Raw genomic sequence first — 15,236 nt, forward strand, 5'->3', positions numbered from 1 at the left:
AACTTATTGGATCGATCGACAAAAGATGATTAATGGAGTCCAGTTTATGTTTTGAGGGGAACCCAGTGAGCGTCCTAGCCCGATTGCACGGTCTATTGTCCGCTGCAGCCATTTCCAGTACCACTTTTGCCGCTGTGACCGGAGCGTTTGCACAGGAGGCCGCCGCACCTACAGTTCTTGCACCCATCGTCGTTGAAGGTAGCCGTGAGGACCCGACGGCCCCCGTAAAAGGCTATGTCGCAAAGACGAGCATCAGTGCAACCAAGACCGGAACTCCGCTGGTTGAGACGCCGCAATCGATTTCAGTCGTCACAGCCGATCAGATCAGTGCGCAGGGCGCCCAGACTTTGGGGCAAGCGCTCGGTTATTCTGCAGGTGTTGTTTCTGAACCCTACGGTTCCGACCCTCGTTTTGACTCGCCTCTCGTTCGCGGCTTCGACGGCCGGCAGGTGCAGTTCTTGAACGGGTTGCGCCTGATGCGGACTGCAGGCGCCTCGGCGGTCGATCCCTATATGCTGGAGCGTATCGAGGTGGTGCGCGGCCCTGCTTCGGTCATGTTCGGGCAGGGCAATCCCGGCGGGCTCATCAATATGATCAGCAAACGCCCGACTTTCGAGAAGTTCGGTGAAATCGGCTTTCAGGCTGGCAGTTATAATACTTACGGCACATTTTTCGATGTGGGTGGCCCGGTTCTCGACAATGACAGTCTTGCCTATCGCATGACGGGTCTGGTGCGCAAAGCTGGAACCCAAACCGATTATCTCGACAATGATCGGTACTTCATTGCCCCGGCCTTCACCTGGAAGCCCGACGAAGACACCAAACTGACAATTCTGACCAGCTTCCAGCATGACAATCCCAGCTCGCCCTCAGGCCTGCCGCCAAGTCTGACACTGAATGCCACAAATTACAGTCTCCCCCGCGATTTCTACGTCGGTGACCCGAGCTTCGACGATTCCGATCGCAATGTTGTCAATCTCGGTTATGAGCTGGAGCACCGCATCAACGAAACCTGGACGTTTCGCCAGAACGCCCGTTACTCCAATCAGAACTGGGATTATACGGCGCTTGGCTATGCAACGGCAGGGCTTGCAGCCGACGGGCGGACCATCAACCGAACGGCGACCTTTCAGGACGAACTGCTCAACACATTCAATATCGACAACAATCTGGTCGCGGAGTTCGACACGGGACCTGTCGAACATAAGGTCCTCTTCGGTGTCGACTATCGCTATTTCGACAACAGCGCCAAGACACAGTTCTGGAGCGCTACGCCTCTCGATGCCTTCAATCCGGTCTATGGTGGGCCGATAAAGCTGCTGCGCAACTCGGTGAACACCCATGTGGTTTCCCGCATGACGCAGCTCGGTATCTATGCGCAGGATGAACTGACCTATGACAACTGGCGTGCGACCTTCGGCTTGCGTCAGGATTGGGCGACGACGCGCGGCACCTCGACCAACTATGTGCCTGCAACGCCGGTTGCCCGCTCGCTTGATCAGGATGACGAAGAGCTGACCGGACGGGCCGGCATAGGCTATGTCTTCGATAACGGCATTGCGCCTTATGTAAGCTATTCAACCTCCTTCGAACCGGTGGCAGTTTCCGCGACGGCAGGGGTTCTGCAGCCGACGACGGGCAAGCAGTTGGAGACTGGCGTCAAATATCAGCCGAATGGCTGGGACGGTTATTTCGCCGCTGCAGTCTATGATCTCCGCCAGCAGAATGTACCGATTTCGGTTGCGCTGCCGGGCGGTGGCTCAACGACCGAACAGATTGGCGAAGTGCAGGTAAAGGGGCTGGAACTGGAAGGTGTAGCGAGCCTCGCCCAGGGGCTCGATCTGCGCGCCGCCTACACATATATGGAGGCCGAAATCGTCAGCGGGAAAGACGACGGCAATCGCCCGCCCAATGTGCCCGAACATTCCGCAAGCCTTTGGCTGGATTATACCTTTCAGGAGGGCTCGGCTCTCCACGGTTTCGGCCTCGGCGGTGGAGTACGCTATCTGGGCCAACGCTACGGCGATACGGGAAATACCTACGACCTCGACGGGGTGACACTGGTAGACGCAGCTGTCCACTATCAGAAGGATGGCATAAAGGGGATACTCAGTGTCAAGAATATTGCGGACAAGAAGTATGTCGCAAGTTGCAGTTCCTTTGGATGTAACTATGGTGACGGCAGAACCTATATGAGTACGCTGACCTTTTCATGGTAGAAAACCCGCAACACGGGGCGGGTTTCTCGTCCCTTAATATCAGCCGCCGGAAAGCTCTGGGCCTTCTGGCGGCTTTGGCTTTGCCGCAGGGCGCACGCGCCAGTTCGGCGCTGCGCATCGCAGCCATCGATTGGGCAATGCTCGAAACGGTGATAGCACTTGGCGTTACGCCGATTGCTGCGACGGAACTGATTCAGTTTCGCAAGGATGCAGTCGAGCCGGATATCCCCGCATTGGTTACCGATCTTGGCCTTCGGGGGTCGCCGAATTTCGAACTTCTTTATCTCTTGAAACCTGATCTGATCCTGAGTTCTCCATTCTACACCCGGCATGAACCGGCGCTGAAAGCGATCGGGCCGGTTCTGTCTCTGCCGTTTTATGTGCAGGGAGAACCACCCTATCAGAAGGCCCTTGCGGCGGTAGCGAAACTGGGAAGCAGGCTGGGACTCGAGGCAAAGGCAGAGGCTGTTCTAAGCGAGCAGGAAGCTTTTCTTGCGCAAACCGCAGGGACGCTGAAGCCTTTCGTGGACCGCCCGACATATCTCGTCAATATCGGCGATGCGCGCCATTTTCGCGCTTTCGGCGATGACAGCATGTTCGGTGATATTCTGTCTAGGTTGGGACTTCCCAATGCGTGGAAGGACCGTTCGCGCTTTACGTTCGCGGCTCCCGTGCCGCTGGAATCTCTTGCAGAAAAGCCGGAAGCGCGGATCGTTATCATTTCCGATATTCCAGTCGAAGCGCGCAACAGCCTGCGTAACAGCTTGATCTGGCGCTCGCTGCAGCCGGTCCGCGAGGGACGCGTTCATATGCTGGGTAATGTCAATCCTTATGGCGGCATCACTGCGGGATTGCGATTCGCGCGCCTTTTAAAACATGCCCTGCTGGAACAACCGGAGGGCAGCCGGTGACGCAAAGGAATTTTAGCGTAGCGGCTGTGGTTGGCATCGTGGCCGCGCTGGCGCTGTGTCTGTGGAATGCGAACGCGTTTCTGCCATTCGCGCAATGGCCTGCCGTTCCGTTCAATCCGGATAAAATGAATACCCAACAGGTCATTCTGGCCTACGCGGTGCTGCCGCGCGCAGCGGTCGCCATCTTTGCCGGTGCCGCATTGGGGCTTGCCGGTGCGCTGCTGCAAAGGCTTTTAAGCAATCCGATTGCCGATCCATCGACGCTCGGCGTTTCGTCCGGCGCGCAGCTTGCCATCGTCACGGCCACATTGTTTTTCCCGGCTCTCCTTGATGAGTTTCGCTGGGCCGTCGCGCTGGCAGGAGCCGGGCTTGCGACCGTCATCGTCTTTCTGCTCGGATGGCGAAGCCGCCTTGAACCGGTGACGATGGTGATTTCGGGTCTGCTTGTCGGTGTGACGTGCAGCGCGATTTCCGCCGCCATGACGCTCTCCCAAGGCGAATATCTTATGTCGCTGGTGACATGGAATGGCGGTTCGCTCAGTCAGCAGGACTGGTCTGCCGCTAAAGTACTGGCGGTTCAGTTCGTCATAGGTCTGGTTGCCGCAATCATGTTGAGCCGCCCGCTGGCACTTGTGGGGCTTGGCGATAGCAGTGCGCGGGCGCTCGGCGTGCCGCTGGCATGGCTGCGCGTGGCAGTCGTGGTGGTTGCTGTTGTGTTGACTGCAGGGGTTGCCGCGAATGTCGGGCTTGTCAGTTTCATCGGCCTTGCCGCACCGGCAATCGTACGGGGGCTTGGCGTTCGCAAGCCCGGTACGGTGCTGGTTGCTGCGCCACTCGCTGGCGCAATTCTGCTCTGGCTTTGCGACGGCGGCGTGCAATGGCTTGGTTCCAGTCTCGGTGAAACATTCCCGACCGGTGCGGTGACGGCTCTGATCGGAGGACCGCTCCTTTTGTGGCTCATTCCACGTGTCCGCTCTTCCGGATCGGCTGGAGGCAGCCCGGCCATATTCGCGCGCGCCTCGGCCACCAAAGCCTTGCTGTTGCTGGCATTGCTCGCAATTGCTGCTTTCCTGGCGCTCTCGCTGGTGCGGACGCCCGATGGCTGGTCGTTGCTAACGGGAAAAGATTTTGCCGAACTTCTGCCTCTGCGCTGGCCGCGTCTTCTGGCAGCGGCAGCGGCGGGAAGCCTGCTGGCAATGGCAGGTGCCGTTCTCCAGCGCCTCACCGGCAACCCATTGGCAAGCCCGGAAGTTGTCGGCGTCAGCGGTGGTGCAGGTATTGGTTTTGCAATCGCACTAACCTTGTTTGCCGCACCCAACAATTTTCAATTGTTGCTGTGTGCCGCGATAGGTGCCTTTGCGGCGATGGTCGTCGTCCTCAGTTTTGCAAGTCAGAGACATCTTTCGCCCAATCGTCTTCTGCTGGCTGGCATTTCCGTTAGCTCATTCGCGTCTGCCATACTGAGTGTTTTTCTCGCCATTGGCGATCAACGGTCGTGGCAACTTCTTGCATGGCTCGGTGGTTCATCTGCGTCCGCGACTCCTGAAACAGCCATTTTTCTCGTGGTTTTGAGCATCTGCGTGACGTTGGCGGCTCTACTCCTGACCCGTTGGCTGACGATCCTGCCGCTCGGGCAAACGACGCCTGTGTCGTTGGGATTGCCCGTCGGCCCGGCGCGTGTGTCGACCATTCTTCTCGCCTGTATTGCGAGCGCGGCTGCCTCACTGCTCGTGGGGCCACTGAGTTTCGTCGGCCTGATGGCGCCGCATATGACGCGACGCATGGGATTTGACCGGGCTGCGAGCCACGTGTTGGCCTCGGCGCTCCTCGGTGCGTTGTTGATGACGATAGCCGACCTTGGCGCACGCAATGCAACATTTCCCTATGAGCTGCCGCTTGGGCTTTTTGCTGCCCTTGTTGGTGCGCCGTATCTCGCCTGGGCCTTGGGGCGCAAAGGATAGGCTGCTGGCCGTGCCGGCGTTGACGGTCACCTTCGGACATGTATGATGGTTGGTGCGGCGACGTACCTGGGAGGGGACGCTGCTTTTCCATCCAAAGGATAACCGTTGACGAGGGCTGATGCCCGCAAGCCGAGCGGTCGAATTGTGCCCTATCCCGTCCGAATGGAGATTTTCGTGAAAAGACTTTTGATTACCGGTGCTGCGGGGGGACTGGGGCGCGTGATGCGCGAAAAACTGGTCGGGCAGGCTGAGCTGCTACGCCTTTCCGACGTTGCCGACATGGGCGAAGCCAAGCCCAATGAAGAGCTGGTTCAGTGTGATCTTGGCGATCTGGACGCGGTCATGCGTCTAGTCGAGGACTGTGACGGTATTCTGCATCTCGGCGGTATTTCGACCGAGGCGTCTTTCAGCAAGATACTCAATGCGAATATCGTGGGAATGTACAATCTTTACGAAGCAGCGCGGGCGCATGGCCATCCGCGGATTATATTCGCCAGCTCAAATCACACGATCGGCTTCTATCGGCAGGATGAGCATATCGACGCAACGGCACCCGCGCGGCCCGACGGTCTTTACGGGGTTTCAAAATGCTTCGGCGAGTCCATTGCCAGCTTGTATCACGACAAGTTCGGGCAGGAGACGGCGATCGTGCGCATCGGCTCCTGCTTCGAAGAGCCACGCAATCATCGCATGCTTTCCACCTGGATGTCGTATGATGATTTTGCCGGCCTCATCGAGTGTGTTTTCCGGGCGCCGATGCTTGGGTGTCCCGTCATCTGGGGTGTATCGAACAACGACTCGATGTGGTGGGATAACAGCCATGCGCGTTTTCTCGGCTGGCACCCGAAGGACAACGCCGAACGTTTCCGCGTCGAACTCGAGAAGACGACACCACGGCCGGCACCCGATTCCGCGCTCGCAGTCTATCAGGGCGGTACATTTGTCGATGAACCGATCCATCAGGACGATTGATCAGGCTCGTCCGCATAGAGACCGAAGCCTTGCAAGGGCAGGGCTTCTCCGGTTTGATGATGGGATAGAGTGCACATTTTGCTTTACGTACCTCAAAACGAAAGCTAAGCTTTTCATCGTGACGCTTTGGGAGGAGTTCACGTGCAGCCAGAAGCATTGAGACAGAGTACAGTTGAGAAGCGCCAAGTGCGGCAGTTCGCTATGGGCGGTCGCCTGTGAGTGCGCCGGAAAAAGATGACAGGCCTGCGCTGCTGGAGGCTGTGTCGCTTTCCAAATCATTCGGTCCTGTCCAGGTTCTGAAGAATATCGATCTGCGCATTTTCGGCGGCGAAGTTCATGCGATCATCGGTGAAAACGGTGCCGGGAAATCGACGCTGATGAAGTTGCTTGCGGGCAATGAACGTCCTACGAGCGGGGAAATCCGCATCGATGGCAAGCCGGTTTCCTTCTCGGGGCCGGTGGAGGCAGAAGCACAGGGCATTGTGCTGGTGCATCAGGAAATTTTGCTCGCGCCAGATCTGACAGTCGCGCAGAACATTTATCTTGGTCGCGAGCTTAACCGTGGACTGGTCGTCGATGACAAGTCGATGCGCGAAGGTGCGCGCAAGGCCATCCGTGATCTTGGTGCCGATATAGATCCGGATGCAGTTGTAGGCTCCTTGTCGATTGCACAGCGCCAGCTGGTGCAGATTGCCCGCGTGCTGCTGGTGCCGCATCGTGTGGTGATTTTCGACGAACCGACCGCCTCGCTGACGCCCTTTGAGACAGAGGCACTGCTGAAAGTCATTCGCGACATTCGCGCGAAGGGTGTCGCCGTCCTCTACATCTCGCACCGTCTGCCGGAAGTGAAGGAAATATCCGATCGCGTGACTGTGCTTCGCGATGGCAAGCTTGTTTCAGCGCATTTGTCGTCGGAATTGCAGCCATCGGACATGGCCCGCCTGATGGTCGGTCGTGACGTTTCAAAGCTTTATCCTGACCGTGTAAGCCAGCATGACAACGCTGCCATTCTCGAAATCGAGAACTTCAGCGTACCTGGCTATGTGCAGAATGCGAGCTTCCATCTGAACCGGGGCGAGATACTCGGCTTCGCCGGTCTCGTTGGTGCGGGACGCACGGAACTGATGGAAGGTATTGTCGGGCTGCGCCCCGGCAAGGGGAACGCGCGCCATAATGGCAAACCGGTTCATTTCCGCAATGCGCATGAAAGCCAGAAGGCGGGGATTGTTTATCTCAGTGAAGACCGGAAGGGCAAAGGGCTGCTTCTGTCCAAGGATCTGGGCGTCAATCTGACGCTCGCTTCATTGAAGAAATTCGTGAGCGGTTTGCAGATCGACCGCAACCGGGAACGCACCGCGCTCGATGATGCGATCCGCGAATTCGATATTCGTACTGGCCGCAAGGACATTCTTGCGGGCCAGCTTTCGGGCGGCAACCAGCAAAAGCTTCTGCTTGCCAAGATGATGATGCTCGATCCGTCTATCGTCATCATCGATGAACCGACACGCGGCATCGATGTCGGCACGAAGGAGCAAATCTACCAGTTCATCGCCAATCTGGCGGATGAGGGAAAGTCGATCATTGTCGTTTCGTCGGAAATGCCGGAGCTGATCGGTATCTGCGACCGCATCGTCGTGATGCGGGAAGGGCGGGTTGCCGGTGAGGTAACAGGCGACCGTATGACCGAACATGACATCGTCGTGCTTGCAACCGGTGTTGAAGCCGAAAATGCCGCATAAAAACAATAAAGTGGGAAGTAGATGACACAGGTTGCGACCGATAAAGGCTCAGTGGCGAGGACATCCAAGGATTGGGATTTAAAGGCGATTGCCCCGTTCATTGCGCTCGCCTTGCTGCTTGTTCTGGGCGCGATTGCCAGCCCGAACTTCATCAGTATCGATAATCTTCTCAATGTCGCAACGCGCAGCGCTTTCATCGCCATTATCGCGCTTGGCGCCACCTATGTGATCTCGTCCGGCGGGCTCGACCTGTCCGTGGGCGCAATGGTGGCATTCGTCGCCAGTATCATGATCCTGTTCATGAACAGCGGGGTGATTGCCGATCCGGTGATGATGCTGATTGCGGCCGTGATGCTGGCGCTGATCGTTGGGGCAGCCTGCGGCCTGTTGAACGGCCTGATAACGACCGTTGGCGGCATAGAACCCTTCATTGCAACGCTCGGCACGATGGGCATCTATCGTGGTCTCACTACATGGCTATCGCAAGGTGGTGCGATCACTCTGCGTAATTCCGAAATTCAGGCCATGTACCGTCCGGTCTATTACGGACACATAGCTGGCATTCCTATTCCTGTTATTTTCATCTTCGTGACGGCAGCGCTTGCGGCATTCGTCCTTTATCGGACCCGCTATGGCCGCCATGTCATCGCGGTCGGATCGAATGAGGACGTGGCGCGCTATTCCGGCATTTCAGTCAAGAAAGTGCGCACTATCGCCTTCGTCATTCAGGGCCTTTGCGTCGCTGTGGCTGTGCTTCTTTATGTGCCGCGTCTGGGTTCTACGTCGGCCACGACCGGCCTGATGTGGGAACTGCAGGCGATCACCGCCGTCGTTGTTGGCGGAACAGCTTTACGCGGCGGCGTGGGTCGTATCTGGGGCACAATCTGCGGCGCGTTCATTCTGGAGATCATCGGCAACATCATGATCCTGTCGAACTTTGTCAGCGAATATCTGCTGGGAGCCATTCAGGGTGCGATCATTATTATCGCCATGCTGGTGCAGCGTTCGCTGTCGCGAAGATAGGTCTAATGCATGTCTTCCAAAAGTTGGAACCGGTTTTGGGATAAAGACATGCATGAAAACAAAAACTTAAAGCGTGTCATACGAGTACGATAAAATGCGGCACGCTTTAAGGATTGGCGGAATTGTTGGGGTGATTCCAGCCAGAGAGGAATGAGAGCCCCGCGTTTACTGGGAGGAAGACTATGCGAGGGAATTTAATGAAGCTTGCTTTCGCCGCATTGACGGCGGGTGCGCTTGCCTTTGGCAGCGCAGCAAGCGCACAGGACAAGAAAGTGACGATCGGCGTGTCGATCCCGGCTGCCGATCACGGCTGGACGGCAGGCGTCGTTTATCACGCCGAACGCGTGGCGAAGCTTCTGATGGCTGAGCATCCGGGCCTCAACGTCATCGTCAAGACGTCGCCCGATGCGGCATCGCAGGCCAATGCGTTGCAGGATCTGGCCGTACAGGGCCTCGACGGGCTGGTCGTTCTGCCGACTGATCCTGATCCGCTCGTCAACGCCATCAAGGAAATCAAGGACAAGGGAACTTTTGTCGCTCTGGTCGACCGTGCGCCGAGCAGCAACGACAATTCCATCCGCGATCTTTATGTGGCCGGTAACAACCCGGCACTCGGACAAGTGGCTGGCGAATATATCAAGAAGACCACGCCCGATGCGCAGGTCGTCGTCATTCGTGGTCTGCCGATCCCGATTGATCAGCAGCGCCAGGACGGTTTCGACAAGGGCATTGAAGGCTCCAACGTGAAGGTTCTGGACCGCCAGTATGGCAACTGGAACCGCGACGATGCTTTCCGCGTCATGCAGGACTTCCTGACCAAATATCCGAAGATCGATGTGGTCTGGGCACAGGATGACGACATGCTCGTCGGTGTGCTGGAAGCCATCAAGCAGGCGAACCGCAGCGACATTCAGTATGTCGTAGGCGGTGCAGGCTCCAAGGATATGATCAAGAAGGTTATGGATGGCGACAAGCTTGTGCCGGTTGACGTTCTCTATCCGCCGGCAATGGTTTCGACTGCCATGGAACTCGCTGCCGGTCATTTCTATGACCAGATTCCGGTGAGCGGCAGCTACATCCTCGATGCAACGCTCGTCACCAAGGACAATGCGAAGGATTTCTATTTCCCGGATTCGCCGTTCTAAGGTGCTTGACTACCGTGCGCCTGTCTGAGCAGGCGCACGGCTTTTCTTTTCATTCCCGATATGCAGCGCGATGCGCGCTCTCAAATTGCTCGATGCCGGTTGATGGCGGGGTCCGAGCATATTCAGGAGAAATTTGATGAAGACGATCAAGGGTCCCGGGATTTTTCTTGGGCAGTTCGCAGGCGATGAAGCGCCGTTCAACACATGGGATGGCATCACCAAATGGGCTGCCGAAAAAGGTTATGCCGGGGTGCAGGTTCCCACATGGGCCAGCCAGTTGATCGATCTGAAAAAGGCTTCTGAATCGAAGGATTATTGCGACGAATTCGCCGGGGTGGCTCGCCAGAACGGTGTCGAGGTCACGGAGCTCTCGACCCACTTGCAGGGCCAGCTCGTTGCGGTGCATCCCGCCTATGACGAAGCTTTCGATGGTTTCGCAGTGCCGGAAGTGCGCGGCAATCCCAAGGCGCGTCAGGCCTGGGCGGTCGAGCAGGTAAAGATGGCAATCCGCGCCTCACGCAATCTCGGCATTGGCGCGCATGCGACCTTTTCCGGCGCGCTGGCGTGGCCGTTTGTCTATCCATGGCCGCAGCGTCCTGCCGGTCTGGTCGAAACCGCATTTGAGGAACTCGCCCGACGCTGGAAGCCAATCCTCGATCATGCCGACGAGCATGGTGTCGATATTTGCTATGAAATCCATCCGGGCGAAGACCTGCACGACGGCGTGACCTTCGAGATGTTTCTGGAACAGGTCAAAAATCACCCGCGGGCCAACATGCTTTACGACCCGTCGCATTATGTTCTGCAGTGCCTCGATTATCTCGACAATATCGACATCTATAAAGACCGCATCAAGATGTTCCACGTCAAGGATGCGGAGTTCAATCCGACCGGGCGACAGGGCGTCTATGGCGGATATCAGGGCTGGGTCAACCGTGCAGGCCGCTTCCGCTCGCTCGGTGACGGGCAGGTGGATTTCGGCGCGGTATTCTCCAAAATGGCCGCGAACGACTTTGACGGCTGGGCTGTGGTCGAATGGGAATGCGCCCTGAAGCATCCTGAAGACGGCGCGCGCGAAGGTGCCGAATTCGTCAAGGCGCATATCATCCGGGTTACCGACAAGGCATTCGACGATTTCGCCGCCGGCGGCACCGATGACGCTGCCAATCGCCGTATGCTTGGCTTGTGAGACATAGGGAACGACATGACCATCGAAGCTAAAACCACGGAAACAGCTGCTCCCCGTATCCGCCTCGGCATGGTGGGCGGTGGGGCTGGTGCGTTTATCGGCGGCGTGCACCGCATGGCGGCACGTCTCGACAACCGGTTTGAACTGGTGGCAGGCGCTTTGTCCTCATCGGCGGAAAAGGCGCAGGCCTCAGGGCGTGAACTGGGGCTGGCCGAAGATCGCATCTATTCCAGCTACAAGGATATGGCCATTCGTGAGGCGCGGCTGAAAAACGGCATCGAAGCCGTTTCCATCGTAACGCCGAACCACGTTCATTATGATGCTGCCAAGGAGTTTTTGCGGCGCGGCATTCACGTCATCTGCGACAAGCCGCTGACCTCGACACTTGCCGATGCGAAGAAGCTGAAAAAAGTCGCCGACGAAAGCGGAGCCTTGTTTGTTCTGACGCATAATTACACAGGCTATCCGATGGTGCGGCAGGCGCGCGAAATGATCGCCAATGGCGAGCTTGGCCATCTTCGTGTCGTACAGGTGGAATATGCGCAGGACTGGCTGACCGAAGCGGTGGAAGCGACAGGTGCCAAGGGCGCTGTCTGGCGCACCGATCCGGCACAATCGGGACTAGGCGGCGCGACCGGCGATATCGGCACGCACGCATTCAATCTCGCCTCCTTCGTAACCGGCTTGACGCTCGACAGCCTTGCGGCTGATCTTGACAGTTTTGTCGAGGGGCGTCGCCTGGACGATAATGCGCATGTGATGCTGCGTTTTGCGGGCGGTGCGAAGGGCATGCTCTGGTGCAGCCAGGTTGCGCCCGGCAATGAAAACGCGCTGCGCCTGCGCGTCTATGGCACGAAGGGCGGCATTGAATGGGCACAGGAAGACCCGAACTATCTCTGGTTCACGCCTTTTGGCGAGCAGAAGCGGCTTATCACACGGGGCGGTGCCGGTACTGGCTCTGCGAGCACCCGCGTGACCCGCGTACCGGCTGGGCATCCTGAAGGTTATCTGGAAGCTTTTGCCACGATTTATTCGGAAGCCGCCAACGCCATCGAAGCTCATCGCAACGGCAAAAAGCCGGATAGCGCCGTGATTTATCCAACCGTCGACGACGGCTTGAAGGGCGTTGCTTTCATCGATGCCTGCGTGCGCTCGTCACAGAAAAACGGTGGCTGGGTCAAGCTTTAGAAATCGATATGTAATAGAAGAAAGGGCGCCGGTGGCGCCCTTTTTTGTATCCGTCGATTTAATGACTTCAAACGTAGCGATTGACGACGTTTTCGAGATATTCCTGACGGCCGGATTTCGGCTGCGGGTTGATGTCCTTCGCTTCGACTTCAGCCGTGATCTGGTCCAGCGAGAGGCCAGTCAAAAGCTTCTTGCCGAAGTCGCCATTCCAGCCTGCATAACGCTCGTCGAGCGGCTTGGACAATGCGCCGTCTTCAAGCATTCCGGCGGCTGCTTTCAGCCCGCGCGCGCAGCAATCCATGCCACCGATATGGCCGATCAGCAGATCCTGCGGATCGAGCGACTGACGGCGCAGCTTGGCGTCGAAGTTCGTGCCGCCGGTCGTGAAGCCACCTGCAAGCAGAACTTGATAATAGGCAAGCGCCATTTCCGGTACATTGTTCGGGAACTGGTCCGTATCCCATCCCGATTGATAATCGTTGCGGTTCATGTCGATGGAACCGAAAATGCCGAGCGCACGGGCGAGCGCCAGTTCATGTTCGAACGAGTGACCGGCCAGAATGGCGTGACCCTGCTCGATGTTAAGCTTTACTTCGTTTTCGAGGCCATAGCGCTTCAAGAAGCCATAGACTGTCGCGACATCGTAGTCATATTGATGCTTGGTTGGCTCCTGCGGCTTCGGTTCGATCAGGATCGTGCCCTTGAAGCCGATCTTGTGCTTGTATTCGACCACCAGATTGAGGAACCGCCCCATCTGGTCGAGTTCGCGCCCAAGATCGGTATTGAGCAGCGTTTCATAGCCTTCGCGACCGCCCCAGAGCACGTAGTTCTCACCACCGAGCCGTTTCGTCGCGTCTATGCAGCTTTTCACGGTCGCTGCGGCAAAGGCGAAAACATCAGGATCGGGATTGGTCGCGGCACCGCCCATATAGCGGCGATTGGAGAACAGGTTGGCTGTGCCCCAAAGCAGCTTTACGCCGGTCTCGGCCTGCTTCTTCTCGAAAATATCGACGATTTCGTTGAGATAGCGCGTGTTTTCCGCAAAGTTGCGTCCTTCGGGCCGCACATCGGCATCGTGGAAGCAATAATAGGGCGCGCCAAGCAGGGAGAAGAACTCGAAGGCCACGTCAGCCTTGAGCTTTGCCGCATCCAGCTCGTTGGAATACCAGGGGCGGTCGAATGTGCGTCCGCCGAACGGGTCGCCACCCTCCCAGGCAAAACTGTGCCAGTAGGCGACCGCAAAGCGCAGATGGTCCTCCATGCGCTTGCCCAGCACGATTTCATCCGGATTATAGTGGCGGAATGCCAGCGGATTGTCGCTGTCCGGCCCCTCATATTTAACCTTCTGAATGTCGCCGAAAAATCCGGTGCTCATTGTGTCCTCCCGTTCGAATGTCGTCATGTCTGATTGTTTGCGGCGGCGTCACTAACCGGCGAGGGCGTGAAGTGCCGGATAAAGGGCGTGATAACGCTGATAGGCTTCCTCATAGACCGGGAGCAGGGCGGCTTCCGGCTCTATCGTGCGTTCGGTTCGCGGCGGCGTGCAGACGGCAAACGGATCGGCGCCGGTTGCCGCAATGAGGCCCAGTCGCGCGGCGCCAAAAGCGCCACCGAAGTCGCCTTCTTCCGGCAAGGCAATCGGTACATTCAACGCGGTCGCGATTGCCTTCAGCCAATAGGTAGAGCGTGAACCGCCACCGACGGCAGTGAGTGACTTGATATCGGTGCCAGCCGATTGCAGCGCGGCGAGGTTGTCGCGGATCGCGAAGGCGACCCCTTCGAGCACGGCTTGCGTCAATGCCCGCTGATCGGATTCATGCTCAAGACCCGAAAACACACCACGTATCTTCGCATCGTTATACGGGGTGCGTTCGCCGGAGAGATAAGGCAAGAACGTCGCGCTGCCCGGTGCATTCAAGGTGTCGCCGAGCTCTTTATCAAGCTCATGTGCCGTTTTGCCGACAAGCCGCGCGTACCAGTCGAGCGCACTTGCCGCTGACAGGATGACGCCCATCTGGTGCCAGGTGTCCGGCAGGGCGTGGCAGAAGGCATGAACCGCACTTTCAGGCTTTGGCTGATAGGCCCCATTTGCTGCAAAGAGCACGCCTGAAGTGCCTAGCGAAACAAAGGCGTGGCCGGGCTTGACCGTACCCATGCCGCAGGCCGAGGCTGCATTGTCGCCAGCACCGCCCGCCACGACCGGCTGACCGGCAATGCCCCATTCGGCGGCAAGTTCAGCTCGCAGGCGTCCAGTTGCGTCCGTGCCTTCGGCAAGACGCGGCATCTGGTTTTCATCGAGGCCGGTCTTGTCCAGAAGTTCTTGAGACCAGCGGCGTGCATCGGTATCGAGCCAGCTTGTACCTGCTGAATCTGACATATCTGAGACATATTCACCGGTCAGCCAGAGGCGCAGATAGTCCTTCGGCAGCAACACCTTGCGGGTACGTGCGAAAATATCGGGTTCATTATTGGCAACCCAGACGAGTTTGGGCGCGGTAAAGCCCGGAAAGACGATATTGCCGGTGATGGCGCGAAAGGCCGGATCGGCATCAAGCTTGGCTGCTTCGCGATAGCTGCGCGTATCGTTCCATAGGATGCAGGGGCGCAGTACCTGATCCTGTTCGTCCAGCAGGGTAGCACCATGCATCTGGCCGGAGAGGCCAATACCGACAATCGCCGAAAACTCCTTTGGGTGGGCAGTGCGCAAGCCATCGATTGCAGTGCGACAAGCCCTGATCCAATGTGCCGGGTCCTGTTCGCTCCAGCCCGGGTGGGGGCGTGAAACATCCAGTTCGCCATGGGCCGAACCGATCACAGTCTGCGCGTCGTCGATCAACAGCGCCTTGACACCGGATGTTCCTAGATCGAGCCCGAGATACATATTTGCTC

General features: G+C 57.7%; 11 protein-coding genes. 9 read left to right on the forward strand and 2 right to left on the reverse strand.

Going from position 1 to position 15,236, the window contains the following annotated elements; genetic code table 11:
- Positions 1–32 precede the first annotated feature (32 nt).
- From MKS82_RS18425 to MKS82_RS18465, 9 genes are all read left to right on the forward strand, one after another.
- Entirely contained in the window at positions 33–2,219 is a 2,187-nt protein-coding gene (locus MKS82_RS18425; protein ID WP_109987415.1) for a TonB-dependent siderophore receptor, read from the forward strand.
- Complete coding sequence (locus tag MKS82_RS18430; RefSeq protein ID WP_181394272.1) at positions 2,213–3,130, forward strand: iron-siderophore ABC transporter substrate-binding protein; 918 nt, start codon at positions 2,213–2,215, stop codon at positions 3,128–3,130. Before MKS82_RS18425 ends, MKS82_RS18430 begins: the two co-directional genes overlap by 7 nt.
- Positions 3,127–5,091 carry a Fe(3+)-hydroxamate ABC transporter permease FhuB gene (fhuB, locus tag MKS82_RS18435; protein WP_109987414.1) on the forward strand — a complete coding sequence of 655 codons (1,965 nt, stop codon included), beginning with the start codon at positions 3,127–3,129 and terminating at the stop codon, positions 5,089–5,091. The genes MKS82_RS18430 and fhuB overlap by 4 nt, the downstream gene beginning before the upstream one ends.
- Positions 5,092–5,265: 174 nt before the next feature.
- Positions 5,266–6,063, forward strand: a complete 798-nt coding sequence (locus tag MKS82_RS18440) for an NAD-dependent epimerase/dehydratase family protein (RefSeq protein ID WP_109987545.1) — start codon at positions 5,266–5,268, stop codon at positions 6,061–6,063.
- Between the two features lie 215 nt (positions 6,064–6,278).
- Positions 6,279–7,802: a sugar ABC transporter ATP-binding protein gene (locus MKS82_RS18445; RefSeq protein WP_240579155.1), complete on the forward strand. Its 1,524-nt coding sequence runs from the start codon at positions 6,279–6,281 to the stop codon at positions 7,800–7,802.
- Between the two features lie 21 nt (positions 7,803–7,823).
- On the forward strand, positions 7,824–8,825 hold the full coding sequence (locus MKS82_RS18450) for an ABC transporter permease (RefSeq protein WP_109987412.1): 1,002 nt from the start codon (positions 7,824–7,826) through the stop codon (positions 8,823–8,825).
- Between the two features lie 182 nt (positions 8,826–9,007).
- The gene (locus tag MKS82_RS18455) at positions 9,008–9,970 is read left to right on the forward strand and encodes a substrate-binding domain-containing protein (protein WP_012092835.1); all 963 of its coding nucleotides are present in this window, start codon (positions 9,008–9,010) and stop codon (positions 9,968–9,970) included.
- A gap of 136 nt (positions 9,971–10,106) precedes the next feature.
- Complete coding sequence (locus MKS82_RS18460; protein WP_105544554.1) at positions 10,107–11,159, forward strand: sugar phosphate isomerase/epimerase family protein; 1,053 nt, start codon at positions 10,107–10,109, stop codon at positions 11,157–11,159.
- 15 nt (positions 11,160–11,174) lie between these two features.
- Entirely contained in the window at positions 11,175–12,347 is a 1,173-nt protein-coding gene (locus tag MKS82_RS18465) for a Gfo/Idh/MocA family protein (protein WP_109987411.1), read from the forward strand.
- 67 nt (positions 12,348–12,414) lie between these two features.
- On the opposite strand, the gene xylA is transcribed toward MKS82_RS18465, so the two are convergent.
- The gene (gene xylA / locus MKS82_RS18470; protein WP_109987410.1) at positions 12,415–13,722 is read right to left on the reverse strand and encodes a xylose isomerase; all 1,308 of its coding nucleotides are present in this window, start codon (positions 13,720–13,722) and stop codon (positions 12,415–12,417) included.
- Between the two features lie 51 nt (positions 13,723–13,773).
- Positions 13,774–15,228 carry a xylulokinase gene (gene xylB / locus MKS82_RS18475; protein ID WP_109987409.1) on the reverse strand — a complete coding sequence of 485 codons (1,455 nt, stop codon included), beginning with the start codon at positions 15,226–15,228 and terminating at the stop codon, positions 13,774–13,776.
- Between the last annotated feature and the right edge of the window lie 8 nt (positions 15,229–15,236).

Origin of the sequence: Ochrobactrum sp. A-1 (assembly GCF_022488005.1) — a bacterium.
In the GTDB taxonomy this organism is placed as follows: domain Bacteria; phylum Pseudomonadota; class Alphaproteobacteria; order Rhizobiales; family Rhizobiaceae; genus Brucella.